We start from the raw sequence: 26,506 nt of genomic DNA on the forward strand, positions 1-26,506 counted from the left end.
TGCGTTTGCAGAAACTGCGCTTTTTGGTATCTTCCGCGCGCCTCGGGGCCGGGTGGGGCGGCGCATCGTCGTGCGCCGCATTCGGTGACGGGCGTGAAAGCCTCACCGCGGGTCGATCCGACCTCGCAGACCGGGCACCGATAGGGAGGAAGGGTTTCCATCCATGAGTGGATTGATGTTGTTTGTCATCGCCTGCGGACTCGCAGCGCTGGCCTATGGCTGGTGGGCCAGCCGATCGATCCTGGCGGCCTCCGCCGGAACGGAACGTATGCAGGAGATCGCCGCCGCGATTCAGGAGGGTGCGAGCGCTTATCTCAACCGTCAGTACACCACGATCGGCATCGTCGGTGTGGTCGTGACGGTTATTCTCGCCCTGACGCTCGGCCTGACCGTGGCCCTCGGCTTCGTGATCGGTGCGGTGCTGTCGGGGATCGCCGGCTACATCGGCATGAACGTCTCGGTACGGGCGAACGTCCGCACGACCCAGGCGGCTACCCAGGGCATGGTCCAGGCGCTTGACGTAGCGTTCAAGTCCGGCGCCGTGACCGGTATGCTGGTCGTCGGTCTCGGACTGCTCGGCGTGACCGTGTACTACATCGTGCTGTCGGGCATTTATGACGCCAACGACCCGGCCGGTCTTCGCAAGATTCTCGAAGCGCTGGTGGCCCTCAGCTTTGGCGCGTCGCTGATTTCGATCTTCGCGCGGCTTGGCGGCGGCATCTTCACCAAGGGCGCCGACGTCGGCGCCGACCTGGTCGGCAAGGTCGAGGCCGGCATCCCCGAGGACGATCCCCGGAACCCGGCGGTGATCGCGGACAACGTCGGCGACAACGTCGGCGACTGCGCCGGCATGGCGGCCGACCTGTTCGAGACCTATGCGGTGACGGTCGTCGCCACGATGCTGCTGGCAGCCATCTTCTTCACCGGCGACGCGGTGCCGATGCTGATGACCTATCCGCTGGCCATCGGCGCGGTCTGCATCCTGGCGTCGATCGCCGGCACGTTCATGGTCAAGCTCGGCGCCAGCCAGAAAGTCATGGCGGCGCTCTACAAGGGCCTGATCGGTAGCGCGGTGTTGTCGGCCATCCTGATCGCCGTGGTCACGTTCACCACCTTCGGGATCAGCGACCCGATCCAGATGGGCGACCGTGTCATCAACGGCCGGTTGCTGTTCTACTGCGCGCTGGTTGGCCTGGTAGTCACCGGGCTGCTGGTCTGGGTGACCGAATATTACACCTCGACCGAGTTCCGTCCGGTCCGCTCGATCGCGAAATCGTCTGAAACCGGGCACGGCACCAACGTGATTCAGGGGCTTGCGGTGTCGATGGAAGCCTGCGCGCTGCCGGCACTGATCATCGCCTTCGGAATCATTGTTCCGTACCTGTGTGCGGGCGTGTTCGGGATCGGTGTTGCGGCGACCACGATGCTGGCTCTGGCCGGCATGGTCGTGGCGCTCGACGCGTACGGTCCGGTGACCGACAACGCCGGTGGCATTGCGGAAATGGCGGACCTGCCTCCGGAAGTCCGCAAGATCACGGACGCGCTGGATGCGGTCGGTAACACCACCAAGGCCGTGACCAAGGGCTACGCCATCGGTTCGGCGGGCCTAGCCGCCCTGGTGTTGTTCGCGGCCTACACCGAGGACCTGCGCTACTACTTCCCGGACCTGTCGGTGACGTTCCGCCTGCAGGATCCGTTCGTAGTGGTCGGCCTGTTTATCGGCGGCATGCTGCCGTACCTGTTCGGTGCGCTGGGCATGCAGGCCGTAGGCCGTGCCGGCGGTGCGGTGGTCGAGGAAGTCCGTCGGCAGTTCCGCGAGAAGCCGGGCATCATGAAGGGCACCGAGCGTCCGGAGTACGGTCGGTGCGTCGACATGCTGACCAAGGCGGCGATCAAGGAGATGATCGTCCCGTCGCTTCTGCCGGTTCTGGCTCCGCCGGTGGTATATTTCGCGATCCTGTGGATCGCCGGCCAGTCGGCGGCGTTCACGACGGTGGGCGCGATGCTGCTCGGCACGATCGTGACCGGCATCTTTGTCGCGATCTCGATGACCGCTGGTGGTGGTGCTTGGGACAATGCCAAGAAGTACATTGAGGACGGCCATCACGGCGGCAAGGGCTCGGAAGCCCACAAGGCTGCGGTGACCGGCGATACGGTGGGTGATCCCTACAAGGACACGGCCGGACCGGCGGTCAATCCGATGATCAAGATCATCAATATCGTGGCGTTGCTGCTGCTGGCCGGGCTTGCCCACTAACCAGCACGTCGTCTGACGATCAAAACGGCGAAGGCCCCGGGACATCCCGGGGCCTTCATCATTGAATGGCTCGACGACCGGAAAGCGTCAGTTCTTGTCGGTGTTGAAACGCCCGATGTTGCCGATCAACTGCTTGATCAACGTGACGCGCTGGCCGGCGGTTGGGGTCTCGCGGGTGACGAACGCGATCTTCTTGCCGTCCTCGAGGTCCAGAGAGCCAATCGACTTGACGGTACCCCCTTGTTCAAAATCGATGTAGATCACCCGGCGCTCGATCGTCTCGGGCCGGTAGAATGCCTGACGCTCGGTCCGCTGACCAATGTAGTACCACGTGGGCTCATTGAAATTGCCGAGGGTCGACGGTGATCCAAGCAGGCTCAGAACCACAGCTTGATCGCTCTTTCCTGGTTCGACCTTGGCAAGGGCGTCAGGGTCCACCAAGTTCCCATGCGTGGCGATCTGCGGTGAGCAGGCGGAAAGGCCGAGCATCGTGATGACGGCGAAGGCAAAGCGAGATCGCATGAGCAGCATCGGGCCAGTCGTCGTGATAAGGATCGGGTCACGCGATCATAAGGCGCCCCGGTAGCGCAGGAGAGAAATGGTTTTCGAGCGGTTTTTCAAGGGGCGTCGTCATCGGCGTGCCGTCGAGGCGGTTTACGATGCGATCGTTGAACAGGCTCGGCACCCGGTTTTCTATACTGACTACGGGGTTGCCGATGGGTTTGAGGAACGCTTCGAACTGCTGGTGCTGCACGTGCACCTGGTGGTTCGCCGGCTTGCCGCCGACGGGCGCCCCGGCTTGGCTCAAGAGCTCTTCGATACGCTGTTTCTGGATATGGACCGGACGCTTCGTCTCATCGGCGTCGGCGACATGAGCGTCGGGAAGCGGGTCAAGGATATGAGCAGGGCGTATTATGGCCGCACGACGGCATACGAGTCGGCCCTGAGTGATGCATCGACTGACGCATTGGCGGCGGCTTTAGCGCGCAATGTCTTCAGTGACCCGGAGCCCACCGATCGTGGGCGGCGTCTCGCTCGATACGTCCGTGCTGCGGTTGAAGGCCTGAAGGCTCAGTCGTTGGACGACATCTCCGCCGGAAGCGTTGGCTTTCCAGGTCCGGAGACAACGCCATGACGCATCCGGCCTCCGAATTGGCCCACCCCATCCAACTGGAACGCATCGGTGCCGCTTCGATCAAGGTGTCGCTGGCCCCGGATTCAACGGTCCGGTCGGCCCTGGCGGATCGATTCGACCTGCTGTCGCTCGATGCACTTGCGGCCGAGTTGACCGTTCGCCGGCAGCGGGCGACCGGATGGATCGAGGTGTCCGGCACGGTCTCTGGGCGTGTGGTGCAAAGCTGCGTCGCAACGAACGACCCGGTGCCGGCCACCGTGTCGGCGGACGTCCTGGAACTGTTCGACGATTCTGGCGAGATCGGCCCCGATGAAGTCGATCTGGATCCGATGGCCGATACGCCCGAGCCAATCGCAGGAGGGGTCCTTGATGTCGGGGAGATTGCGGCCCAGGCGTTTGGTCTGGCGCTTGACCCCTATCCACGGGCGGTTGGAGGGACGGCTGAAGCTGTCGAAACCGGCAAGGATGACGACCGTACTAGCGTGTCGCCGTTTGCAAAGCTGGCTGTGCTGAAGGACCCCGATGTCAAAAAAAGGTAACGTTCTTGTCGTGCCCTCGAGATATGCCGTATGAAGCACTGGGGACCCATGCGTCGACGTCAGATGTCCAGGCAGGTAAAGTCCTGGTGCCGAGACGGCGTCGGCTTCCGCAAAACTTCGTCGACCGATGCGTCGATTCGGCGCGAGGAAGGCACTTGCGGTACGCTGATCGGGTTGGGATGAGGATCTGGCAGTGTCACGCACTTTGACAATCGCGGTAGACGCGATGGGCGGCGACCGGGCCCCGGATATGGTAATCCAGGGGGCTGAAGTCGCACTTGAACGTGACCCACAACTGGATTTCATCCTGGTGGGTGACGAAGCAAGGATCCAGCCGTTGCTGGCGAAGACGCGCCGGCTGAAGCCGCGCAACCCGACGATCATTCACACCGACAAGTCCGTCGGCGCCTCGGACAAGCCGTCGGTTGCCCTTCGCGCCGGCCGCGGGTCGAGCATGCGGCTGGCGATCGACCTGGTCGGGGACAAGAAGGCTGACTGCCTGGTATCGGCCGGCAATACCGGCGCTTTGATGGCGATGTCGAAATTCGTTCTGCGCATGGTTCCGGGGATCGACCGACCGGCGATCGCTGGGATTTTTCCGACCTTGCGCGGCGAGAGCGCGATGCTCGACCTTGGAGCCAACATCGACTGCGATGCGACGAATCTGGTTCAGTTCGCGATCATGGGACAGATCTTCGCAAGAACGGTGCTCGGCGTGGAGCGGCCGGTGGTCGGGCTTCTGAACGTCGGCAGTGAGGAACAGAAGGGCCATGACGCCATCCGCGAGGCAGCGACGCTGCTACGCGGCATCACGGACATGCCGTTCACGTTCCACGGCTTTGTCGAAGGCGACGACATCCCCTCTGGCACCGTCGATGTGATCGTTACGGACGGTTTCACTGGAAACGTCGCGTTGAAGACGGCAGAAGGCACGTCGCGCCTGATCAGCCAGTCCCTGCGCGACGCATTCCGCAGTTCCCTGCTGTCCAGGATTGGCTACCTTCTGGCGCGTCCGGCCGTGGGGCAGATGCGTCAGCGGATGGACCCCCGGCGCTACAACGGGGCGGTGTTCCTGGGCCTGAACGGCATTGCCGTAAAGAGCCACGGCGGTACGGACGCGCTTGGATTTGCGAATGCCATCGGCGTTGCCGCCGATATGTCCAGGCACGGGTTTTTGGAGACGGTAACGCGAGAGCTGGCGGCCGCCGGCCTCGACAAGACGAACGACGAGCGGAAGGTGGTAGCGACGGCATGATGAGACGCACGCTTCTGATCGGCTCGGGCAGCTACCTGCCGGAGCGGATCGTTACCAACGAGGAGCTGGCTGCACGCGTCAACACCTCCGACGATTGGATTCGGCAACGCACCGGGATTGGCCAACGGCACATTGCCGCGGATGGTGAACTGACGAGCGACCTTGCCACCAAGGCGGCGGACCGTGCGCTGCAGCATGCTGGGCTGACGGCAGAGGACGTGGACGTGATCGTCATGGCGACTACGACGCCGGACGCGACCTTCCCGGCTACCGCCACGAAAGTGCAGGCCAACATCGGTGCGACGCATGCGTTTGCGTTCGATGTGCAGGCGGTGTGCGCCGGCTTCGTCTATGCCCTGGCGGTTGCCGACAACTTCCTGAAGCTGGGCCAGGCCCGTACGGCGTTGGTCATAGGGGCCGAGACCTTCTCCCGCATCCTTGACTGGGAGGACCGGTCGACCTGCGTGCTGTTCGGCGACGGCGCCGGTGCGGTCGTGTTGCGGGCCGCCGATCTGGGTGGGCCCGACGCGCAGTCATGGGGGGTGTTGTCGACCCACCTCCATACCGACGGCACGGCTCGTGATGCCCTGTACGTGGACGGAGGTCCGTCCTCGACCGGCACCGTTGGCCATGTTCGTATGAACGGCAAGGAAGTCTATCGGCACGCGGTGTCTAAACTCGCCGCAGTGATCGACGAAACGCTGGCCGCGAACGGGTTGACCGCGTCGGCTGTCGACTGGCTGGTTCCGCACCAAGCCAACCGGCGGATCATCGAAAGCATGGCCAATCGACTGGAAATGCCGATGAGCAAGGTGATCTGTTCGATTGAACGGCATGCGAACACCTCGGCCGCCTCCGTGCCGCTGGCGTTCGACGAAGCCGTGCGAGACGGACGGATCAAGCCGGGCGATGTTGTGCTGGTCGAAGCGATTGGAGGGGGGCTTGCTTGGGGCGCGGGCCTTATCCGCTATGGCGCGCCGGTGATGATCAAATCGGGTACCGTCGAGACAGCACGCGAGGAAGTTGTTCCAATCACCTGAAAACACCGAATTAATTGACCGGTGTGGTGGATCGCGGTACCTTGGCGGTTCATAATGGGGGTGAACATGGCCGGACACACCGTTACCCGCGCCCAGTTGAGCGAATCTGTCTATGAAGAGGTGGGCCTGTCCCGCAACGAGTCGGCTGAACTGGTCGAGTCGGTTCTGGACGAGATGATTGCTGCGTTGGCGCGAGGCGAGATGGTTAAGATCTCCTCGTTCGGCAGCTTCTCGGTCCGCCAGAAGGGGCGCCGCGTCGGCCGGAATCCGAAGACCGGTGACGAGGTTCCGATTCTGCCGCGCAAGGTTCTGGTGTTTCGCCCGTCCCATGTGCTCAAAAATCAGATAAACGCGACACTCTCCGACGACGCGTAACGGCGGCTGGAGGGCACAATGGCTGAGATTCAATCGTCATCAGCGCAGCGTCGTAACGGCAAATCCGCAGCTGCCTTTCGCACAATCAGCGAAGTAGCGGATGATCTTGAAGTTCCACCGCACGTTCTGCGGTTCTGGGAAACCAAGTTCAACCAGGTCCGTCCGCTGAAGCGTGGCGGTGGCCGTCGGTACTATCGACCGGAAGACGTGGCACTGCTTCAGCGGATCCGGGAGCTGCTCTACCGCGAAGGCTACACGATCAAGGGTGTGCAGAAGCTCTTGCGGGACGGCGCTGTTCGGATGCCCACCGCGGGTGAAACCGCCAGGGCCGCCCAGGCAACGAACCCCGTCAAAGGCGGCACCGGCAAGCCGACCGCCGAGACGACCCCGTCGAATGGCCACGGCGGCGACAAGGCAGAACTGCAGCGGGTGATCGACGAGTTGAAGGCCCTCAGGCGCCAGCTGGCGCAGGCGCTCAACTGACAATCACCGGCGTTGTTGAGCGAACGGCCCAGTCCTGCTGAGCTTTCGTCGTTGTCTGCCGGAGCGGTCTCGGGCAGATCATCTGACCAACTGAGAATTATACCGGATTGGGGCTCGGGAAGGCGCCTGTCGGCGTTGTTCCAGGAGAAGTGATCGCCTATAGTCCGCCGCGTCGGAGCGTAGCGCAGTCTGGTAGCGCACCACACTGGGGGTGTGGGGGTCGTGGGTTCGAATCCCGCCGCTCCGACCATTTCGACCGCGGCCATTCGGCAGCGGGGGATTTTCCGGCCCGCTGCCCCCTTCGTGCCGGTATGCACCAGAGGAGGTTCCCCGTGGCGCTCGCCAATCTTTCCCAGGCCCCGATCGAAGACGCCCGCCGTCGTTCGCGCATTGATCTTGCCGCAGCGCTGCGCTGGGCGGTTCGCCTCGGCTATCACGAAGGCATCTGCAACCACTTCTCAGCCGTGATTCCGGGCGAGGACGACCGGTTCCTGATCAACCCGCATGGTTTTCACTGGTCGGAGATCCGTGCCAGCGACCTGGTCGAGGTCGACGCCGAGGGCAACGCCGTCGATGGGCATGAGCCGCCGGAACCAACGGCGTTCTTCATCCACTATCACATCCACCGGCTGGTGCCTGCGGCGAAGGTCGTGCTGCACACGCACATGCCCTACGCGACCGCGCTGACGATGCTGGAGGATGGCCGGCTTGAGCCGACGCTGCAGACGTCCCTGAAGTTCTATGATTCGATCGCTTACGACGACGAATACAACGGCTTGGCGCTTGACGATTCCGAAGGAGAGCGCATTGCGGCGTCGCTGCAGAGCGGCAAGCGGATCGCCTTCCTGGCCAATCACGGCGTTGTCGTCACCGGCGAGACGATCGCCCACGCGTTCGACGATCTCTACTATCTGGAGCGGGCCTGCCAGGCCCAGGTCATTGCGATGTCGACCGGCCGGCCAATGCGCCGCGTGCCGCAAGACGTTGCGCGAATGACGGCCGACCAGATGCTCAGCACTTCGGAGCGAGCCCAGTCGGTGCGCCATTTCAATGCGCTGAAGCGTATGCTCGAACGCGACGAGCCCGACTATAAGGATTGAGGATCCGGCCGGACTTCAGGTTGGCCAGGGCCGGTTCACCGGTTGCATCCCTACGCGCTTGAAGTAGGCGTCGAAGTTGGTTTCCGGCCCGACCAGTTGGTGGACGAGTTTGGCGATCCGGACCCGTCGTTCGGGAACGTTGTAGGGCGGACCGTCCTCATTGATCGGTTGAGGCAGGATGCAGCGCCAGCCGTCGACGGCCACCAACTGGTCCCGGAATACCAGCGCGCCATTGTATAAAAAATCCAGAACGACGGCCTGGGCTCGCTTGTTCGGCAGCTTCTGGACCCAGTCTTCGTTGTAGTTCTTGTCGGAGATCAGGCCCCAGGCCAGTCCGAATCGGATATCGCGAACGAACGTCAGCGTGCTCGTGTGCTCCTGCATCTCCAGGTCGGCAGTCCCGCCGCCGGCCGATCGTATCGGTACGATGCGGTACATGAACGTCGGCAGCAGCGTGGCGTGCCAATCGGTCGGTTTGCTGGACGCAATTACATTCAGAAAGTCTTCGAGTGTCATCCGGCAGCCCCTAGACGCGCTGCAGGATCATGGACGGGCAATGGCCGAAGTGTCCAGTTCGCCCCACCGAGACCCTGTGGATCAACTGTCGGATACCAGTTGCCGGCCGTCATTGGTCAGTTTGCACACCAGCCAGTCCGGCTTGAGCGGGTTGTCGAACCAGGGTTCGGCCCAACCGCGCTCCATGCAGGATTGAATGGTCCGGGGGTGGACGCGCTGCCCGTCCCGATCGAACAACGGAAGTTTACCGCCCGGTTGATCGAGTCCTCGGCGCAGCCATTCCTTCTGCGATTCGGTTGCCCGCTGACCACCGGCGGCGGCGGAACTCGAACTCTTTCGCTGTCGTGTCGGCGCGCCCATGCCATCCTCCCCGTCCGCACTCTAGGCATGCGTATCCAGCGCGTCCACCGCATGTGGGTTGTGGATAGCATCGACGCCGTGGGATGATCGGAGTCCCACCGGAGGCATCCAATGACACCCTCGACATCAGCGCGGTTGGCGCTCGGGTTTTCCTGCGTCGGTCACAGTTTCGCGCACCTTCTGATGCTGCTCTATCCGACCGTGGTGCTCTCGCTGGAGGTAGCGTGGAACCGGCCATTCGAGGAGCTGATCGCGCTCATGCTGGTCGGGCAGGTGCTGTTCGGCGTCGGCGCGGTTCCCGCCGGCTGGCTCGGCGACCGGTGGAGCGCGCCCGGGATGATGACGGTGTTCTTCCTCGGAACCGGTGCCGCCGCGATCGCTACCGGCTTTGCGGAGGGCCCTTTCGAAATTGCCCTGGGACTGGCGGCCATCGGATTGTTCGCCTCGATCTATCACCCGGTCGGGATCGCCTGGGTGACCCGCAATCCTGTGAACCGTGGTCGGGCACTCGGCATCAACGGGATCTTCGGGTCGGCCGGCACCGCGGGTGGCGCCGTGGTCGCGGGAGGCCTTGCGACCGCGTATGGCTGGCAGTGGGCATTCTTCGTCCCGGGCGCACTGTGTGTCGGCGCGGGACTGGTGCTGCTGGCACTGTTGGTCGGCGGGCGCGTCGGCGACACCAAGGATCGCGGACGCTCGGCACCATCGGAATCGTCGCGTGGCGACATGATGCGTGGCGGCCTGATCCTGCTGATCACGATCGCTTGTTCGGGATTGATCTACCAGACGACCTCGTTCGCCATGCCGAAGCTGTTCGAGCAGCGTCTGGGCGGCTTGGTCGATACCGCCGCCGGCGTCGGTGCCATGGTCTCCACCGTGTACTTCATTTCGGCCGGAGCGCAGGTCCTCGGGGGCTGGTTGGCCGACCGCTACGACCTGCGGCGGGTGTATTTCGGGTGCTGGCTGCTGCAGATCCCGATCCTCGGACTGGCGGTCACCCTGGCCGGGCCGGTGCTGATTCCCGTCGCGACCCTGATGGTGCTGATCAACACGACCGCCGTTCCGGCGGAGAACAGCCTGTTCGCGCGCTACACGCCGCCGGCCTGGCGGGGCACGGCGTTCGGCGTGAAGTTCCTGGTCTCGCTTGGGGTGGCAGCCGTCAGCGTTCCGCTGGTCGGCGAGATGTATCGGGCGTTTCACGAGTTCGGGCCGTTGCTGGTGACCCTCGCCGTCGCTGCCGCGGTTGGAGCGATCGTTGCCCTGCTGCTGCCGGCGACCCGGCACGCACCGGCCACTCAACCGGCGGAGTAGGGCGATGACCAAAGCCTCGCCCGTCCTGGTTAATGCGCTGGATCACCTCGTCCTGACCGTGCGCGACATCGACGCGACCATCGCCTTCTACCGGGATTGGCTCGGCATGGAGGTCGTGACGTTCGGAAACAACCGAAACGCTCTCACGTTCGGGCAGCAGAAGATCAATCTGCACGAAGCGGACAAGGACTTCGATCCGCCGGTGATCAAGGCTGAACGGCCGGTCCCGGGCTCGGGCGACCTGTGCTTCCTCACTTCGGCTCCGCTTGCCGACGTGACGGCGCGGGCCGAAGCGCTCGGCATCGCGATCATCGAGGGGCCGGAGCATCGGACCGGCGCGGTCGGGCCGATCAACTCGGTCTATGCACGCGACCCGGACGGCAATCTGATCGAGGTTTCGAACCGCCTCTACTGACTGCGCTCGGCCGACGATGCGAAGCGCACGGCCTCTTCGGCAGCACGCACCAGGGCACGAGCCTTGTTCAGGGTCTCCTGCCACTCCGATTCAGGATCGCTGTCGGCGACCACCCCGCCGCCGGCTTGGACATACATGGTGCCGTCCTTGACCAGGGCCGTGCGCAGGGCGATGCAGGTGTCCATCCCGCCATCCGCTGCGAAATAGCCAACCGCGCCGGCGTAGACGCCGCGGCGGGACACTTCGAGCTCGTCGATGATCTCCATCGCCCGGACCTTCGGTGCGCCCGAGACAGTGCCGGCCGGGAACCCCGCGAACAGCGCGTCGATCGCGTCGTAGCCCTCCGCGAGCTTGCCTTCGACGTGGCTGGCGATGTGCATCACATGGCTGTACTGCTCGATCGTGAACTGCTCCTTGACCGAAACCGACCCGATGGCGCTCACCCGGCCGACATCGTTGCGGCCGAGATCCAGCAGCATCAGATGCTCGGCCCGCTCCTTGGGGTCCGCCAGCAGTTCGGCGGCCAGGGCGCGGTCCTCATCGGGGTTGGCGCCGCGGCGGCGGGTCCCGGCGAGCGGCCGGATCGTAACCACGTCGTCGCGCAGCCGAACCAGGATTTCCGGGCTTGAGCCGACCACCGCGTAACCGCCGAAGTCGAAGTAGAACAGGAATGGCGAGGGATTCAGCCGGCGCAGCGAGCGGTACAGCGCAAAGGGAGGAAGCTGGAACGGCACCGCAAGCCGGTGCGAAGGCACGACCTGGAAGGCGTCGCCGGCGTGGATGTACTCAACGGCCTTGCGGACCATGGCGTGATACGCGTCACGTCCAGTGTTAGACACCGGGGCAGGCAACGGGTCGACGGCCGTGCCGCCTTCCCGGCGGTAGGGCAGGGAGCGCTCGAAGTCAGCGACCAGATCCGCCAGCCGGACGCGGGCATCGCCCCAGGCGGCCGCCGCAGATACACCCGGCTGCGGCCGGACGGGTGTCACCGCGGTCATGACGTCTTCGAGCCGATCGAAGATGCACACCAGTGTCGGTCGCAGGAACAGGCCGTCCCAGATGTTCAGCGTGTCGGGATTGTTGTCCGGGATGTTCTCGAACAGGCGAATGGCATCATAGCCCATATAGCCGAACAGCCCGGCGGCCATCGGCGGCAGGCCTTCGGGTAGCTCGATCCGGCTCTCGGCGATCAAGGCCCGCAGCGACACCAGAGGCTCGACATCGACCGGCTCGAAAGCCTCCGGCTCGACGCGAGCGTTACGGTTGATCTCGGCCTTCTGCTTGTAGAAACGCCAGATCAGGTCCGGCTTCATGCCGATGACCGAATAGCGGCCGCGTACCGCACCGCCTTCGACCGACTCAAGGAGGAAGGCGTTGGCACGGCCATCCGCCAGCTTCAGCATGGCCGAGACCGGGGTTTCCAGGTCCGCTACCAGCGTGGTCCAGACAACCTGGGGCTGACCGGCCTCGTAGCGTTCGACGAAGCGGTCGTAGCCGGGCCGGGGTGTCATTGCGCGGTCTCGTAAAGGCGCAGAACACTGCCCTTGTTCTCGACGACCTCGAACCGATTCCGCAGATCGGCCAGCAGCAGTTCGACCAGGTCCGACTCCGCGGCTTGCTGGATCTGGGTCGCGATGGCGTTGCGGACGTTGGCCTGCGCCGCGGCGTCGGCGGGTTCGATGCGCACCAGCCGTACCACCGCCGCCTGCGTGTCATCGGCCGTCACGGCCACGCCGCCGACATCCTTGATGCCAAACAGGGTGGCGGGCAGGGTGTTCGGAAAGCCCGGTGGTGGGTTGCGTGTGGACCGGGTAAGCGCAGGCAGTTCGGCGGTCGGCATTCCCTCGGCCGCAGCCAGGTCGGCGAGCGAACCTCCGCCGCGCACCTTCTCCGCCAGGGCATCCGCGCGCTCCTCGGCAATTTCCAGCCGACGCTCCGACGTCCAGTCAGCCAGCACCCGGTCGCGCACTTCGTCCAGCGACGGAACGCGGGGCGCGGCAATGTCATTCACCCGCAACACGAAGAACTGGCCGTCCTGTCCTTCGCCGAGGCCGCTCTGCTGTCCTTTGGGCGTATCGAAGGCGAGTTCGAGGAAACGCCCGCCCGGCAAATCCATGGCCTTCTCGCCGGCTTTCTGAGGTCCGGTCCGCGATAGCCCGGCGACGCTGAGCACCGGAAGATCCAGCGACTTGGCCGCCTCCTCAAGGGTGGCGCCACCGGCCAGCGCATCTTCCAGCTTGTTCGCCGTCTCATAAACCACGTCGAGGGCCCGATCGCGCGCCAACTCGTCGCGGATCTGGTCCTTGGCCTGCTCGTAGGTGACCGTGGTGCCCGGCTGGATCGATCGAACCTTGAACAGATGCCAGCCGAAGTCGCTCTTGACCGGTTCGCTGACCGCATCTTGCGCAAGAGTGAACACGGCATCGGCCGTTCCGGCAGGCAGCCCATCGCGGGCCAGCGCACCGAGATCGAGCGCTGCCTCGTCCGCGCCGGTTGTGTCCTTGGCGACAGCCGCGAAATCTTCACCACCAGCGATGCGGGTGTGTGCCGCCTTGGCCGCATCCTCGGTGTCGAAGAGGATCTGCTGAATCTCTCGCCGTTCCGGCTTTGCCAGTTGATCGGCCCGCTCGTCATAGGCCGCCCGAACATCGCCTTCTGGAATATCAAGCGTCTTGGCGACCGTCGCCGGCGAGACCTGGGCCCAGGACACCGACCGGTACTCCGGCTCCTCGTAAGCGGACTTGTTGCTCTCGAAGTAGCTGTTGAGTGTTGAATCGTCCGGTGCTGCCGGTTCCGGGACGGCCGCGGCGGGAATCGCGACCACCTCGGCGACACGACGTTCCTGACGGTATGCAAACACCCGGTCGACGACCGACTTGGGCGCCGCGTCGGCGGATGTCAGCGCATCGATAAGTTGCCTGCGCGCAAAGTCCTGACGAAGCCGGTGGATGAACTCTTCCTCCGACCATCCGTTGTTGGCCAGGGTGGTCTGATAGCGCGCCCGGTCGAACTGCCCGGTCTGGTCGGTGAAGCGAGACCGGACGAACTCAGCGACACGATCGGTTCCAACCGACAGGTCCAGTGACCGGGTTGCCTCGATCATCAGCCCTTCGGTCACCATGTTGTTCATGACCTGATCGAGCATCCCGAGCTGAATTGCCTGCTCGACCGTCAGCGGCACACCGATGCTGCGTCGGGCATTCTCGAACTCGCCCGCGACTTCCTGGGTGGTGATCCGGGTCTCGTCGCCCACCGAGATGGCCACCTTGCCAGCGGGATTGCCGAAGAACACATCGCCGATGCCCCAGATCGCGAAGCTGACAATCAGCATCACGAAAAGAATTTTGACGAAGATCGATGTTACCTTGGAACGAATGAACTGGAGCATCGCGTAAAAAGGCCTTGTATCGATGAAACGCTATCGGTGCCGCCGCCGGCATCGAGGCGCGGCATCATAGGGAGCACGCCTCGACGCGGCAACCGCCGAATCCCCGGAAAGACAAAGGATTCCGAGGGTCTCAAGCCGACCGTGTTGGCGTCGATCCGATGCCGTGGTAGAGCCGGTCGGCCTGCGCACCAGGAGATGTAGCATGACGACGAGACCCTTGATCGCCGGTAACTGGAAAATGAACCTCGACCGGGCCGCCGGCACCGCGTTGGCCCGCGAACTGGCGGGAGCGGTCGCCAGTGCCTCGGCGTTCGAGATGGTCGTGTGCCCGCCGGCGCCATACCTGCTGGCTGTGGCGGATGAACTGGCCGGCAGTCCGGTGGCGCTTGGCGGCCAGGATTGCCATACCGCCGCCAGCGGCGCCCATACCGGCGACGTCTCGGCACCGATGCTGAGTGATCTCGGCTGCACCTATGTGATCGTTGGTCATTCGGAGCGACGCGCCGATCACGGTGAAACCGATACCATTGTCCGGGCAAAGGCCGAGGCGGCGCGGGCCGCCGGGCTGGTCCCGATTGTCTGCGTCGGCGAGACCGAAGCCCAGCGCGATGCCGGAACGACATTGGACATCGTCGGGCGCCAGGTTGTCGATTCGGTGCCGGACGGTTTGGATGGTGCGACCCTTGTGGTGGCCTACGAGCCCGTGTGGGCCATCGGAACCGGTCGTACGCCAACGGTGGATGACGTCGCGGCTGTTCATGCCCATATCCGAGGCGTACTGGCGGCAAAGACTCCGGATGCGGCGGCTGTGCGAATTCTGTATGGCGGTTCGGTGAAGCCGTCGAACGCCGTTGAGTTGCTGGCGGTGGCGAATGTCGACGGAGCGCTCGTTGGTGGCGCAAGCCTGAAGACCGCGGATTTCCTGGCAATCGCCCGGTCGGTTTGAACGAATGACCTCAAGACTGGCCAAGCCGGCCGGTTGGCGTTAAAACCCGCGCCGTCCAGACGCGGACAGAGACCATTGCAAGGATCGACATGACGGCGATCGTTCTGACCATTCACCTGATGATCGCGCTGGCCCTGGTCATCGTAGTGCTGCTGCAGCGTAGCGAAGGCGGCGGGCTCGGTATCGGCGGCGGAGGTGGCGGCGGCATGGGATCGTTCATGTCGGCGCGCGGTACCGCGAATTTGCTGACACGGACCACCGCGATTCTGGCGGCATGCTTCATGAGCACCAGCATCCTGCTCGCGATTCTCGCCGGAAACACCGGTACCAAATCCATCGTGGACCGTCCGGCGGCGGTTGATACCGCACCTGCCAAGACAGAACCGGCCGCGCCGGTCTCACAGTAAGCGACGGACATCATTAGATATTTTTGAATCCGACAGGCGTACGTCTGTCGGAGCGGGGAATAGTGTGACAAAGAATGCCTCGACTTCGGTCGTTCCGGTATAAGGGGGGTCCATGACGCGGTTCATCTTCATCACCGGCGGCGTGGTCTCCTCCCTTGGCAAGGGGCTGGCTTCCGCAGCCCTCGGCGCGCTCCTCCAGGCGCGCGGGTACAAGGTCCGCCTTCGCAAGCTCGATCCCTACCTCAACGTCGATCCGGGCACGATGAGCCCGTATCAGCACGGCGAGGTGTATGTGACCGATGACGGCGCCGAGACCGACCTCGACTTGGGGCACTATGAGCGGTTCACCGGCGTGGCTGCGAAACGCAGCGACAATGTGACCACCGGCCAGATCTACATGGATGTGATCACTCGGGAGCGACGTGGCGACTATCTGGGCGCCACCATCCAGGTGATTCCGCACGTGACCGACGCCATCAAGGAGTTCGCCCGCGGCGACCTTGAGGACGAGGATTTCGTGCTGTGCGAGATCGGCGGTACGGTGGGCGACATCGAGGGCCTGCCGTTCCTGGAGGCCATCCGCCAGCTCGGCAACGAACTGGGCCGCGAGCGGTCGTTGTTCATGCACCTGACGCTGGTACCCTACATCCCGGCGGCCGGTGAGCTGAAGACCAAGCCAACCCAGCACTCGGTCAAGGAACTGCAGAGCGTCGGCATTCAGCCGGACATCCTGCTGTGCCGCTCGGATCGTGAGATCCCGGTCGAGCAGCGCCGCAAGATCGGACTGTTCTGCAACATACGGCCCGAAGCAGTGATTCCGGCACTCGACGTCTCGTCGATCTACAAGGTTCCGCTGAGCTACCATCAGGAAGGGCTCGACGTCGAAGTGCTGCGGCATTTCGGAATGTTGGCGAGCGAGGCGGAGCCGACCCTGACTCGCTGGACCGATATTCTCTACCGGGTCGAGAATCCCGAAGGCAAGGTCCGGATCGCAGTGGTCGGCAAGTACACGAGCCTGCTCGACAGCTACAAATCCCTGGCCGAAGCGCTGACCCACGGCGGCATCGCCAACAACGTCAAGGTCGAGTTGGAGTGGATCGACTCCGAGATCTTCGAGACCGAGACCGAGGCTCTCCTGCGGCTTGAGGATGTGCACGGCATCCTGGTTCCCGGTGGATTCGGCGAGCGCGGCTCGGAAGGCAAGATCGCCGCGGTGACCTTTGCGCGCGAGCATCGCATACCGTATTTCGGAATCTGCTTCGGCATGCAGATGGCGTGCATCGAAGTGGCGCGGAACATGGCCGACATCAAAGGCGCCGGATCGACCGAATTCGGTCCGTGCGCGGAACCGATCGTCGGTCTGCTGACGGAGTGGAGTCGCGGCAATACCCGCGAGACCCGATCTTCGGACAGTGACCTCGGCGGCACCATGCGGCTGGGCGCCTATGAATGCCAGCTGACACCTGGCTCGAAGGTTCACCAAGCCTACGCGTCCGATCGCATTTTCGAACGGCATCGGCATCGCTACGAGGTGAACATCAACTACCGCAATGCCCTGCAAGGCACCGGCCTGGTGTTCTCCGGCATGTCCCCGGACGGCGTGCTGCCGGAGATCGTGGAGTTGCCGAACCACCCCTGGTTCGTTGGCGTGCAGTTCCACCCGGAGCTGAAGTCCAAGCCGTTCGATCCGCATCCGCTGTTCACCAGCTTCGTCGAGGCGGCGGTCGAACAGTCCCGGCTGGTGTGACGCCATGACCACAATCAAGCCCGTCACCGTGGGCAGCATCACGATCGCCAACGATCATCCGTTTACGCTGATTGCCGGGCCGTGTCAGATCGAGAGCCGCGATCACGCGATGGAAGTCGCGGAGATCCTGGTGGCGCTCTGCGGCAAGGCGGGTGTTCCGCTGATCTACAAATCGTCCTACGACAAGGCCAACCGGACCAGCGTGGCAGGCCAGCGCGGGATCGGCATGGCAGCCGGGCTGCAGATCCTGGCCGATGTGCGCGAGCGTTTTGGTTGCCCGGTGCTGACCGACGTGCACGAGCCGCCGCAATGTGCGGTCGCGGCCGAGCACGTCGACGTGCTGCAGATACCGGCGTTCCTGTGCCGGCAGACCGACCTGCTGCTCGCGGCCGGTTCGACCGGGAAGGTGGTCAACGTCAAGAAGGGCCAGTTCCTGGCGCCGTGGGAAATGAAGAACGTTGCCGACAAGGTCGCCTCGACCGGCAACCGTCGGATCCTGTTGACCGAGCGGGGCGTCAGCTTCGGCTACAACACCCTGGTCTCGGACATGCGCAGCCTGCCGGAGATGGCGAAGACCGGATACCCGGTCGTGTTCGACGCCACCCATTCCGTCGCTCAGCCCGGCGGCAAGGGAACCTCGAGCGGCGGCCAGCGCGAGTTCGCTCCGGTACTGGCGCGTGCCGCGTTGGCGGTGGGTGCGGCTGCGGTCTTCATGGAGTGCCACCCCGATCCGGACAACGCGCCGTCCGACGGACCGAACATGGTGCGGCTTGCCGATCTGCCTGCCCTCCTGGACACCTTTGTCGCCTTCGATAGGATCGCCAAGGCCCATCCAGTCGCGATCGACTGACAATCCGGGTCCCGCGCATCGATTCATGGGAGGGTGCCGCATGGCGCGCACCGCCGGCCGTTACGGCCTCGCCTACACCACCAATCACCCCGACTCGGCGGTGCGGTTCGACGACCTTGTCAGCGCCTATCTCGGCTTCGGACGTGACATCGGCGACCAATTGAAGGCGCTGCTGGCCGACGACCGCGACATGCCGCTGGCCCACGTCGCCAAGGGATATTTCTTCAAGCTGTTCGGCAGTGCCGCCATGTCGGAACGGGCACGCAAGAGCCTCGTCGAGGCGGAACGGCTGTTCGAGTCAGCCGACGCCACCGACCGCGAGCATCTGCACCTGGAAGCGCTGCGTGCGTGGTGCGCCGACGACCTCGATCGGACCACGGACACCTGGGAAGCCATCCTGCTGGACCATCCCAAGGACGTGTTCGCGCTGCGCCTGGCGCACTTCAACCATTTCTATGCCGGTGAGGCGCGCAAGATGCGTGACAGCGTGGCGCGCGTTCTGCCGCAATGGACCGATGCGGATCCCGATATCGGCTACGTCCACGGCATGTACGGTTTCGCGCTCGAGGAATCCGGCGATTACGCCCGCGGCGAGCGCTTCGGCCGCATGGCAGTCGAGCGCAATCCGAAGGACGCCTGGTCGGTACATGCGGTGGCCCATGTCATGGAGATGCAGGGTCGGCACTCCGAGGGTATCGCCTGGGTGAACCGGCACGAGGCGGACTGGTCGACCACCAACAATTTTCGCTTCCACCTGTACTGGCACCGCGCATTGTACCATCTGGAACGCCACGAGTTCGAACAGGTGCTGTCGATTTACGACGACTATGTCGCGTCGGACATTGCCAGCGACATGTACCTGGACGTCTGCAACGCCGCGTCGCTGCTGTGGCGGCTGGAAATGTACGGCGTCGATGTCGGTGATCGATGGAAGGGCTTGGCCGAGGTCTCGATGCGCCATGTCGACGACCGCGAACTGATCTTCGTATCGCTGCACTACCTCATCGCGTTGCTCAAGAGCGGAGAGACCGAGGCGGCAGCGCGGATGGCTGCACAGCTCGAAGGTTATGCAAACTCTGCCGTGGCCCAAGGCAGGGTGTCGGCGCGGGTCGGGGTTGGTACCGCGGCCGCACTTGCAGCGTTCGCCAGGGGCGATGCTGGAACAGCGGTCGATGCACTGCTGCCGATCCGATACGACCTCTACTGCATGGGTGGCAGCCACGCTCAGCGCGATCTGTTCGAGGAGGTCCTGATCGCCGCCGCCGTAAAGGCCAGACCCAGGATCGCCCGGCGGCTGTTGGCCGAGCGCACAGCGCTGAAGCCACGCAGCGCCTGGAGCTGGCGCAATTACGCTGCCGCCCTCAGGGCGGATGGTGCGCCGGAAGCAGCCCTGGACGCTGAACGTCAGGCAGAGACGGTGTTGTCGGCGGCCTGACGGATCAGTAGGGCGTACCGTCGCTGCGGCGCACGAACACGTAGTCGCCGTCTATCCACCGGACCTGCATGTCGACGTCCGGATAGTCGACCTCGTCACCGTCGACGCGGCCGCCGACTTCAAGGTACGTAGCCTCGGTATCCGTCCGGTTCAGCAGGGCGTGGCCATCGGGTCGGCCGGCGGGGAACGCTGCGCACATACCGGGGCCGAGGGTCTGTTCGCCGGCATCGGTGACCAGTGTGACGGTCCCGGTCAGCACCATCACGAACTCGTCCTCACGGGTATGCCAGTGTCGCACCGAAGACTGGCAGCGCGGCGGCAAGATTACGTGGTTCACGCCAAAATGCGTCAGCCCGCCATGGTCGCTGAGGCGACGCTTGATCCGCTCCGACGAAGGACCGGCGAAGGCCGCCGGATAGGCGTTCCCCACATGGGGGGCGACGGTCATCGCCTCGAACGCCGGCGGTTTTGGCTTCTCGGGCATGGAGCTACTCGCGATCGCAAACGTTGTCTGATCAGTCTAGACGGCAAATCAATTGAACCTCCAGCGGTCGGGCGCTATTTCTCCCGCACCGTTTCGGTCCTCAGGAGCCCGCCCATGAGCGCGATCATCGACATCACCGCCCGCGAGATACTGGATAGCCGCGGCAATCCGACGGTGGAGGTCGACGTTACCCTCGAAACCGGCGCCTTCGGCCGGGCAGGGGTACCGTCCGGGGCGTCTACCGGTGCCTATGAGGCGGTCGAGAAACGGGACGGCGATGCCAACCGCTACGGAGGCAAGGGGGTCCAGCAGGCAGTCGACGCCGTAAACGGCGAGATCTTCGATGCGCTGTCTGGGCGCGATGCCGCCGAGCAACTCCTGATCGACCGTGCGCTGCTCGAGTTGGACGGGACCGAGAACAAGAGCCGGCTCGGCGCCAACGCGCTGCTCGGCGTGTCGATGGCCGTCGCCAAGGCCCAGGCCGACGAAATGGGGTTGCCATTGTGGCGCTACGTTGGCGGAGCGTACGCTCACGTGCTGCCGACGCCGATGATGAACATCATCAACGGCGGTGCCCACGCGGACAACCCGATCGACTTCCAGGAATTCATGATCATGCCGGTGGCGTTCCCGACATTCAGGGAAGCGCTGCGGGCCGGATCGGAGATATTCCACTCCCTGCGCAAGCAACTGTCGGCCGCCGGCCACAACACCAATGTCGGTGACGAAGGTGGGTTCGCGCCGGACATGAAAAGCGCTGACGAGGCGCTGGCCGCCGTCGTGAAAGCGATCGAGGCGGCCGGGTACCGGCCGGGTGAAGATGTCATGATCGCCCTCGACCCGGCTTCCACCGAGTTCTTCAAGAACGGAAAGTACGTCCTGGAAGGTGAGGGCAAGACGTTGGATGCGGCCGGCATGATCAAGCTCTATGCCGACCTGGCTGCGCGCTATCCGATCGTGTCGATCGAGGATGCGCTGAGCGAGGATGACTGGGATGGCTTCAAGGCCCTGACCGCGGAACTAGGCTCCAAGGTGCAGATCGTCGGCGACGATCTGTTCGTGACCAATTCCAAGCGGTTGAAGCGTGGCATTGCCGAGAAGTCCGGCAACGCCATCCTGGTGAAGGTCAACCAGATAGGCACGCTCTCCGAGACGCTCGAAACCGTTTCAATGGCCCAGCGCGCGCGCTTCGGCACGGTGATGTCGCACCGCTCCGGCGAGACCGAGGATGCGACGATCGCCGATCTGGCGGTTGCGACCAACGCCGGTCAGATCAAGACCGGATCGCTGTCCCGATCCGACCGTACCGCGAAGTACAACCAGTTGCTCCGCATCGAGGAGGCCCTGGGCGCCGCCGGGCGCTATGCCGGGCGGTCATCCCTGGCGCCGTTAGCCGAGTGAGCCGCGCACAGAGCGATTCTGCCGAGCCGCAGCCGATCGACCCGCGGACCCTGCTTGGCATCAATAGCTTTGGGCAGCCGATCTGGCGCGCCGTGGTTCAGGCCGGGCTGTTCTTCACGGTTGCCGGTCTCGGGCTGTCGATGGCCCTGGGCCAGCCGCCGAAGCCTGAGCTTGGCTGGTCGATCGCGTTGTTGGGGCTGGTTGCCGGTATCGTTCTTCCTGGCCTGGCGACGTTCGGGGGACGGCGACGCGTTGAGCTGTTCGAGGAAGGCTTTGTCGTGCGCAGCATGTTCCACACCCGGCAGCACCGCTGGACCGAAGTGTCGGATTTCGTGCTGGCCACTATGCTGCCCGGACGCGGTATGCGTCAGACATACGTGGTCTACGACGCCGAGGGTGACCGAGGCCTCCTGGTTCGGTTGAACCGGTTCCTGAGTGGCCGGGGACGGTCGCTCCCGATCGGACTGGAGCCGGCTCACATGCCAGGGAATGCCGTGACCGTCGCCCTGACACTGAATGCCTGGCGCGAGCGTGCGCTTGACAGGGCGAACGCCGAACACGGCTGAGTCCTTTTGGCAACAGGCTGAGTTTATTGGTGAATTATTAGGAAAGATTCGCGATTCGTTCACGTTGTTCGACCCGTGGCGTCATGATTCAATTCGAGTGTCGCCGACGTGGAGGACGCCATGACCCTGATCCCCGAGCTCAAGCGCCGTGCTCGACACGTCGTCGGGCCACTGATCGGGTCTCTGCTTGTTGCGTACTTTGCGTACCATGCAGTGGAAGGCGACCGAGGCATCCGGGCTTGGCAGCGCCTTGACGGCGAGGTTGCCGAGGCCCGCGTCGTCCGCGATCGGTTGTCCCGCGAGCAGGCTGCTTTCGAAAAGCGTGTTGCGATGCTCCGGCCCGACAGTCTTGACGCGGACCTGTTGGAAGAACGTGCGCGCTTGGTGTTGGGTTTCGTGCCGTCGGACGGGCTAATCATGGGTGCTGCGACCGTTCCGACCGCCCGGCTTGCCGGTCTGACGAGTGTTCGCCGAACGATTTCAGCCAATTAACTTAAATTCAGTTAATTGACATTTTTGCGTTGCAGCGCAAACGCTTAGCGCTCTTGCAATAACCAGGGTCTTCCCCTAATTGTTTACGGGTAGGTACGGTGCGATTGCATCGTGCCGTCCGCAGACGATGCGCAGGGGGACTCTCATGGCAGGTGCGGCAACCAAAAAGTCGACCTCGAGCCAGTCGGGCCGGAGCAAGGCCGCGGCGGCTCGCTCGACCCGCTCCACCAAAAAATCAACGTCGTCCGAGCCATCGGTCGAACAGCTTGTCGAGTACTACCGCGACATGCTGGTCATCCGCCGCTTTGAGGAGAAGGCCGGCCAATTGTACGGCATGGGCCTGATTGGCGGGTTCTGCCACCTGTACATTGGCCAGGAAGCCGTCGTCGTCGGCATGCAGGCCGCGATCGGCGAGGGTGACACGGTCGTGACCTCGTACCGCGACCACGGCCATATGCTGGCGACCGGCATGGAAGCACGCGGCGTGATGGCGGAGCTGACCGGTCGGATCGGGGGGTATTCCCGAGGCAAGGGCGGCTCGATGCACATGTTCAGCCGGGAGAAGAACTTCTTCGGCGGGCACGGCATCGTCGGTGCGCAGGTTCCGATCGGCACCGGGCTCGCCTTCAACCACCGCTACCGTGGCACCGACCGGGTCTCGCTGACCTACATGGGCGATGGTGCCGTCAACCAGGGGCAGGTGTACGAGAGCTTCAACATGGCGGCTCTCTGGAAACTGCCGGTGATCTTCATCATCGAGAACAACAAGTACGGCATGGGTACTTCGGTGACCCGCGCTGCCGCGGGGCCGTCCCTGGCCGAGCGTGGGCACGCCTACGGCATCCCGGGCGAGGAAATCGACGGGATGAGCGTGACGGCAGTCAAGGCGGCCGGCGACAAGGCCGTTGCGTACTGCCGCGCAGGCAAGGGTCCGTATATCCTGGAAATGAAGACCTACCGCTATCGCGGCCACTCCATGTCCGACCCGGCCAAGTACCGGAGCAAGGAGGAGGTCAACAAGATGCGCCAGGAGCACGATCCGATCGACTCCCTGCGGCGCGTGTTGATCGAGCGCAAGGTCGACGAGGAGACCTTGAAGAAGGTTGATCGCGAGGTGAAGGACTTGGTGACCGACGCCGCTGATTTCGCCCAGCAGAGCCCCGAGCCGGATGTTGCCGAGCTCTGGACGGACATTCTCGTAGAGGCCTGACGCCGGAGCGGCCGCGGCCCGCGGCGCCCGCACGAGGGGAAAACGCATGCCGACACCCGTACTTATGCCGGCCTTGTCGCCGACGATGACCGAAGGCAATCTGGCCAAGTGGCACGTCAAGCAGGGCGACACGGTCAAAGCCGGCGACGTGATCGCCGAGATTGAGACCGACAAGGCGACAATGGAAGTCGAGGCGGTCGACGAGGGGACGATCGGCAAGATCGTAATCTCCGAAGGCACCGAAGGCGTGGCGGTGAACGCCGTGATCGCCTACCTGCTCGACGAGGGCGAGAGCGCTGGCGACATACCCGAGGACGGCGCTGCTGCTTCGGAACCGTCCGCTCCCGAGCAGGGCGCGCAAAGCGCCAGCAGCGGGGTGGGACCCGAAGGCGCCCCGGAGGCGCCCTCCCTGCCAGGTGCACCGGCCCACACCTCGGTGCGTGTGCCGGTTCCGAGCATCGATGAAGACAGGTTCTTCAAGGACACCCAGCGCCAGACCGTGCGCGAGGCCCTGCGCGACGCCATGGCCGAGGAGATGCGCGGCGACGACGAAGTCTTCGTCATGGGCGAGGAAGTGGCCGAGTACCAGGGCGCCTATAAAGTGACGCAGGGCCTGCTGGCTGAGTTCGGCGCCAAGCGGGTGATCGACACGCCGATCACCGAGCACGGCTTCGCCGGCATGGCAGTCGGCGCGGCGTTCGGCAAGCTGAAGCCGGTGGTCGAGTTCATGACCTTCAACTTCGCCATGCAGGCGATCGACCAGATCATCAACTCGGCAGCCAAGACGCTGTACATGTCGGGCGGCCAGATGGGGTGCCCGATCGTGTTCCGCGGCCCGAACGGCGCCGCCTCCCGCGTGGCCGCCCAGCACTCGCAATGCTACGCGAGCTGGTACGCGCATTGCCCGGGCTTGAAGGTGATAGCACCGTGGTCGGCCGCCGATGCGAAGGGCCTGCTGAAGGCCGCGATCCGCGATCCGAACCCAATCATCTTCCTGGAGAACGAGGTTCTGTACGGGCAGTCGTTCGATGTCCCGACCGACCCCGACTTCGTGTTGCCGATCGGCAAGGCAAAGATCGTGCGTTCGGGCAAGGACGTCACCATCACGGCGTTCTCGATCATGGTCGGCAAGGCCCTGGAAGCCGCCGAGAAGCTGGCCGAGGAGGGCATTGAGGCCGAGGTCATCGACCTGCGTACCATTCGCCCGCTGGATATCGAGACGCTCGTGACGTCGGTCAAGAAGACCAACCGACTGGTGACGACCGAGGAAGGCTGGGCATTCTCCGGCATCGGGTCGGAGATCTCGGCACTGATGATGGAGCACGCGTTCGACTATCTGGATGCGCCGGTTGCCCGGGTCGCCGGCGCCGACGTGCCGATGCCCTACGCCGCCAACCTCGAAAAGCTGGCCCTGCCGCAGGTGGACAACATCGTCCAGGCGGTCAAGGCGGTCTGCTACCGCTCGTAAGGGAGAGCCGGAACCATGCCGATTTCCATCCTGATGCCGGCTTTGTCGCCCACCATGAGCGAGGGCAACCTCGCCAAGTGGCACGTCAAGGAAGGCGACACGATCAGCGCCGGTGACGTGATTGCCGAAATCGAGACCGACAAGGCCACCATGGAGGTCGAGGCGGTCGAAGAGGGCAAGATCGGCAAGATCGTCGTAGCCGAAGGCACCGAGGGCGTGGCGGTCAACGCGGTCATCGCCTGGTTGCTGGAAGAGGGCGAGAGCGCCGGCGATATTCCCTCCGATGGAGGTCACGCGCCAGCGCCGAAGCCCGCACCGGCGGCCGAGGCAGCTGCTCCGCAATCCGCCGCCAAGGCCGAACCGGCAAAGGCCGAAGCGCCAGCCGCGCCGGCTCCCAAGGCTTCCGGCGACCGGGTGTTCGCCAGCCCGCTGGCAAAGCGGATGGCCGAGCAGGCCGGGATCGATCTGGGAGCCGTCAAGGGTTCCGGGCCGAACGGCCGGATCGTGAAGGCCGACATCGAGGCTGCGGTCTCTGGCGGTGCCCCGAAGAAGGCCGCAGCGACAGCGGCTCCGGCCCCTGCAGCTGCTGCGCCTTCGCTCGGCCAGGCTCCGTCGGCCGACGTGCCGGGTATGCCCGACTACGAAGAGACCCCGAACTCCGGCATGCGCAAGGTCATCGCCAAGCGCCTGACCGAGTCCAAGCAATTCGCGCCGCACTTCTACCTGACGATCGACTGCGAGATCGACGAACTGCTGAAGGTCCGCAAAGACCTGAACGCCAAGGGCGACGACTTCAAGCTGTCGGTCAACGACCTGGTGATCCGTGCGGCGGCCCTGGCGCTGAAGAAGGTCCCGGCGGCCAACGCCTCGTGGACCGAAAAAGCGATCCGGATCTACAAGCAGGTCGACATCTCGGTCGCGGTCGCGATTGACGATGGCCTGATCACGCCGGTCATCAGGGATGCGGGCTCCAAAGGCCTGAAGCAAATCTCCGCGGAGATGAAGGACCTGGCGACCCGGGCGCGCGATCGCAAGCTGAAGCCGGAGGAGTTCCAGGGCGGGACCTTCTCGATCTCGAACCTCGGCATGTTCGGCATCAAGGACTTCGCCGCGGTCATCAACCCGCCCCAGGGCGCCATCCTGGCGGTCGGCGCCGGCGAGCAGCGCGCGGTGGTCAAGGACGGTGCTCTCGCCATCGCTACGGTGATGAGTTGCACGCTGTCGGTCGATCACCGGGTGGTGGACGGCGCCATCGGTGCGCAGTTCCTGGCCGCCTTCAAGAAGCTGGTCGAAGACCCGCTCACCATGCTGCTCTGAGATCGGGGA

At 64.2% G+C, this 26,506-nt stretch carries 27 protein-coding genes and 1 tRNA gene; 22 read left to right on the forward strand and 6 right to left on the reverse strand.

Annotation, left to right across the window (positions count from 1 at the left end; genetic code table 11):
* Positions 1 to 163 precede the first annotated feature (163 nt).
* Complete coding sequence (locus RIC54_RS24375) at positions 164 to 2,257, forward strand: sodium-translocating pyrophosphatase (RefSeq protein WP_350094758.1); 2,094 nt, start codon at positions 164 to 166, stop codon at positions 2,255 to 2,257.
* A gap of 87 nt (positions 2,258 to 2,344) precedes the next feature.
* On the opposite strand, the gene RIC54_RS24380 is transcribed toward RIC54_RS24375, so the two are convergent.
* Positions 2,345 to 2,788 (reverse strand): outer membrane protein assembly factor BamE, encoded by a 444-nt coding sequence (locus tag RIC54_RS24380; protein ID WP_350094761.1) that lies wholly within the window; start codon positions 2,786 to 2,788, stop codon positions 2,345 to 2,347.
* Positions 2,789 to 2,855: 67 nt separating this feature from the next.
* Here RIC54_RS24380 and RIC54_RS24385 point away from each other — a divergent pair, with 67 nt between their 5' ends.
* The 8 genes from RIC54_RS24385 to RIC54_RS24420 all read left to right on the forward strand — a co-directional run bounded on the left by RIC54_RS24385 (position 2,856) and on the right by RIC54_RS24420 (position 8,184).
* Complete coding sequence (locus RIC54_RS24385; protein WP_350094764.1) at positions 2,856 to 3,392, forward strand: ubiquinol-cytochrome C chaperone family protein; 537 nt, start codon at positions 2,856 to 2,858, stop codon at positions 3,390 to 3,392.
* The gene (locus RIC54_RS24390) at positions 3,389 to 3,931 is read left to right on the forward strand and encodes a YceD family protein (RefSeq protein ID WP_350094767.1); all 543 of its coding nucleotides are present in this window, start codon (positions 3,389 to 3,391) and stop codon (positions 3,929 to 3,931) included. Before RIC54_RS24385 ends, RIC54_RS24390 begins: the two co-directional genes overlap by 4 nt.
* Before the next feature lie 193 nt (positions 3,932 to 4,124).
* Positions 4,125 to 5,186 (forward strand): phosphate acyltransferase PlsX, encoded by a 1,062-nt coding sequence (plsX, locus tag RIC54_RS24395; protein WP_350094770.1) that lies wholly within the window; start codon positions 4,125 to 4,127, stop codon positions 5,184 to 5,186.
* A complete protein-coding gene (locus RIC54_RS24400; protein WP_350094773.1) occupies positions 5,183 to 6,226 on the forward strand; it encodes a beta-ketoacyl-ACP synthase III in 1,044 nt (347 codons plus the stop codon). The genes plsX and RIC54_RS24400 overlap by 4 nt, the downstream gene beginning before the upstream one ends.
* Positions 6,227 to 6,292: 66 nt before the next feature.
* Positions 6,293 to 6,601 (forward strand): integration host factor subunit alpha, encoded by a 309-nt coding sequence (locus tag RIC54_RS24405; RefSeq protein ID WP_040743554.1) that lies wholly within the window; start codon positions 6,293 to 6,295, stop codon positions 6,599 to 6,601.
* 18 nt (positions 6,602 to 6,619) lie between these two features.
* Entirely contained in the window at positions 6,620 to 7,084 is a 465-nt protein-coding gene (locus tag RIC54_RS24410) for a MerR family transcriptional regulator (RefSeq protein ID WP_350094777.1), read from the forward strand.
* Between the two features lie 173 nt (positions 7,085 to 7,257).
* Positions 7,258 to 7,334 (forward strand) — tRNA-Pro (locus RIC54_RS24415).
* 82 nt (positions 7,335 to 7,416) lie between these two features.
* Positions 7,417 to 8,184, forward strand: a complete 768-nt coding sequence (locus RIC54_RS24420; RefSeq protein WP_350094780.1) for an aldolase — start codon at positions 7,417 to 7,419, stop codon at positions 8,182 to 8,184.
* Between the two features lie 15 nt (positions 8,185 to 8,199).
* Here RIC54_RS24420 and RIC54_RS24425 read toward each other — a convergent pair whose 3' ends face one another.
* Complete coding sequence (locus RIC54_RS24425; RefSeq protein WP_350094783.1) at positions 8,200 to 8,700, reverse strand: hypothetical protein; 501 nt, start codon at positions 8,698 to 8,700, stop codon at positions 8,200 to 8,202.
* An 81-nt stretch (positions 8,701 to 8,781) separates the two neighbouring features.
* Positions 8,782 to 9,060 carry a hypothetical protein gene (locus RIC54_RS24430; protein WP_350094786.1) on the reverse strand — a complete coding sequence of 93 codons (279 nt, stop codon included), beginning with the start codon at positions 9,058 to 9,060 and terminating at the stop codon, positions 8,782 to 8,784.
* A gap of 111 nt (positions 9,061 to 9,171) precedes the next feature.
* Between RIC54_RS24430 and RIC54_RS24435 the strand changes: the two genes are divergently transcribed.
* Together RIC54_RS24435 and RIC54_RS24440 are read left to right on the forward strand one after the other, a co-directional pair.
* The gene (locus RIC54_RS24435; RefSeq protein WP_350094789.1) at positions 9,172 to 10,371 is read left to right on the forward strand and encodes an MFS transporter; all 1,200 of its coding nucleotides are present in this window, start codon (positions 9,172 to 9,174) and stop codon (positions 10,369 to 10,371) included.
* 4 nt (positions 10,372 to 10,375) lie between these two features.
* Positions 10,376 to 10,786 carry a VOC family protein gene (locus RIC54_RS24440; protein WP_350094792.1) on the forward strand — a complete coding sequence of 137 codons (411 nt, stop codon included), beginning with the start codon at positions 10,376 to 10,378 and terminating at the stop codon, positions 10,784 to 10,786.
* Here the strand turns inward: RIC54_RS24440 and trpE are convergent.
* The gene (trpE, locus tag RIC54_RS24445) at positions 10,780 to 12,297 is read right to left on the reverse strand and encodes an anthranilate synthase component I (protein ID WP_350094795.1); all 1,518 of its coding nucleotides are present in this window, start codon (positions 12,295 to 12,297) and stop codon (positions 10,780 to 10,782) included. The genes RIC54_RS24440 and trpE overlap by 7 nt on opposite strands.
* A complete protein-coding gene (locus RIC54_RS24450) occupies positions 12,294 to 14,174 on the reverse strand; it encodes a peptidyl-prolyl cis-trans isomerase (protein ID WP_350094798.1) in 1,881 nt (626 codons plus the stop codon). The genes trpE and RIC54_RS24450 overlap by 4 nt, the downstream gene beginning before the upstream one ends.
* 202 nt (positions 14,175 to 14,376) lie before the next feature.
* Here RIC54_RS24450 and tpiA point away from each other — a divergent pair, with 202 nt between their 5' ends.
* The 5 genes from tpiA (at position 14,377) to RIC54_RS24475 (ending at position 19,559) form a co-directional block, all read left to right on the forward strand.
* Positions 14,377 to 15,120, forward strand: a complete 744-nt coding sequence (tpiA, locus tag RIC54_RS24455; protein ID WP_350094801.1) for a triose-phosphate isomerase — start codon at positions 14,377 to 14,379, stop codon at positions 15,118 to 15,120.
* Between the two features lie 89 nt (positions 15,121 to 15,209).
* On the forward strand, positions 15,210 to 15,527 hold the full coding sequence (gene secG, locus RIC54_RS24460) for a preprotein translocase subunit SecG (protein WP_350094804.1): 318 nt from the start codon (positions 15,210 to 15,212) through the stop codon (positions 15,525 to 15,527).
* A gap of 112 nt (positions 15,528 to 15,639) precedes the next feature.
* Entirely contained in the window at positions 15,640 to 17,274 is a 1,635-nt protein-coding gene (gene pyrG / locus RIC54_RS24465) for a CTP synthase (RefSeq protein WP_350094807.1), read from the forward strand.
* A gap of 4 nt (positions 17,275 to 17,278) precedes the next feature.
* Positions 17,279 to 18,124, forward strand: coding sequence for a 3-deoxy-8-phosphooctulonate synthase (gene kdsA, locus RIC54_RS24470; RefSeq protein WP_350151528.1), 846 nt, complete (start codon positions 17,279 to 17,281; stop codon positions 18,122 to 18,124).
* 40 nt (positions 18,125 to 18,164) lie between these two features.
* Positions 18,165 to 19,559: a tetratricopeptide repeat protein gene (locus RIC54_RS24475; protein ID WP_350094813.1), complete on the forward strand. Its 1,395-nt coding sequence runs from the start codon at positions 18,165 to 18,167 to the stop codon at positions 19,557 to 19,559.
* A 4-nt stretch (positions 19,560 to 19,563) separates the two neighbouring features.
* Here RIC54_RS24475 and RIC54_RS24480 read toward each other — a convergent pair whose 3' ends face one another.
* A complete protein-coding gene (locus tag RIC54_RS24480) occupies positions 19,564 to 20,043 on the reverse strand; it encodes a cupin domain-containing protein (protein WP_350094816.1) in 480 nt (159 codons plus the stop codon).
* Between the two features lie 114 nt (positions 20,044 to 20,157).
* On the opposite strand from RIC54_RS24480, the gene eno reads away from it, so the two are divergent.
* The 6 genes from eno to RIC54_RS24510 all read left to right on the forward strand — a co-directional run bounded on the left by eno (position 20,158) and on the right by RIC54_RS24510 (position 26,497).
* Positions 20,158 to 21,444 carry a phosphopyruvate hydratase gene (gene eno, locus RIC54_RS24485; protein WP_350094819.1) on the forward strand — a complete coding sequence of 429 codons (1,287 nt, stop codon included), beginning with the start codon at positions 20,158 to 20,160 and terminating at the stop codon, positions 21,442 to 21,444.
* On the forward strand, positions 21,441 to 22,010 hold the full coding sequence (locus RIC54_RS24490) for a hypothetical protein (RefSeq protein ID WP_350094822.1): 570 nt from the start codon (positions 21,441 to 21,443) through the stop codon (positions 22,008 to 22,010). Before eno ends, RIC54_RS24490 begins: the two co-directional genes overlap by 4 nt.
* 120 nt (positions 22,011 to 22,130) lie before the next feature.
* Positions 22,131 to 22,502, forward strand: a complete 372-nt coding sequence (locus RIC54_RS24495) for an FtsB family cell division protein (protein WP_350094825.1) — start codon at positions 22,131 to 22,133, stop codon at positions 22,500 to 22,502.
* A 145-nt stretch (positions 22,503 to 22,647) separates the two neighbouring features.
* The gene (gene pdhA, locus RIC54_RS24500) at positions 22,648 to 23,712 is read left to right on the forward strand and encodes a pyruvate dehydrogenase (acetyl-transferring) E1 component subunit alpha (protein ID WP_350094829.1); all 1,065 of its coding nucleotides are present in this window, start codon (positions 22,648 to 22,650) and stop codon (positions 23,710 to 23,712) included.
* Between the two features lie 46 nt (positions 23,713 to 23,758).
* Complete coding sequence (locus tag RIC54_RS24505; protein WP_350094832.1) at positions 23,759 to 25,180, forward strand: pyruvate dehydrogenase complex E1 component subunit beta; 1,422 nt, start codon at positions 23,759 to 23,761, stop codon at positions 25,178 to 25,180.
* A gap of 15 nt (positions 25,181 to 25,195) precedes the next feature.
* Positions 25,196 to 26,497, forward strand: coding sequence for a pyruvate dehydrogenase complex dihydrolipoamide acetyltransferase (locus RIC54_RS24510; RefSeq protein WP_350094835.1), 1,302 nt, complete (start codon positions 25,196 to 25,198; stop codon positions 26,495 to 26,497).
* Positions 26,498 to 26,506 lie beyond the last annotated feature (9 nt).

This window comes from Thalassobaculum sp. (assembly GCF_040219215.1).
GTDB lineage: Bacteria > Pseudomonadota > Alphaproteobacteria > Thalassobaculales > Thalassobaculaceae > Thalassobaculum_A.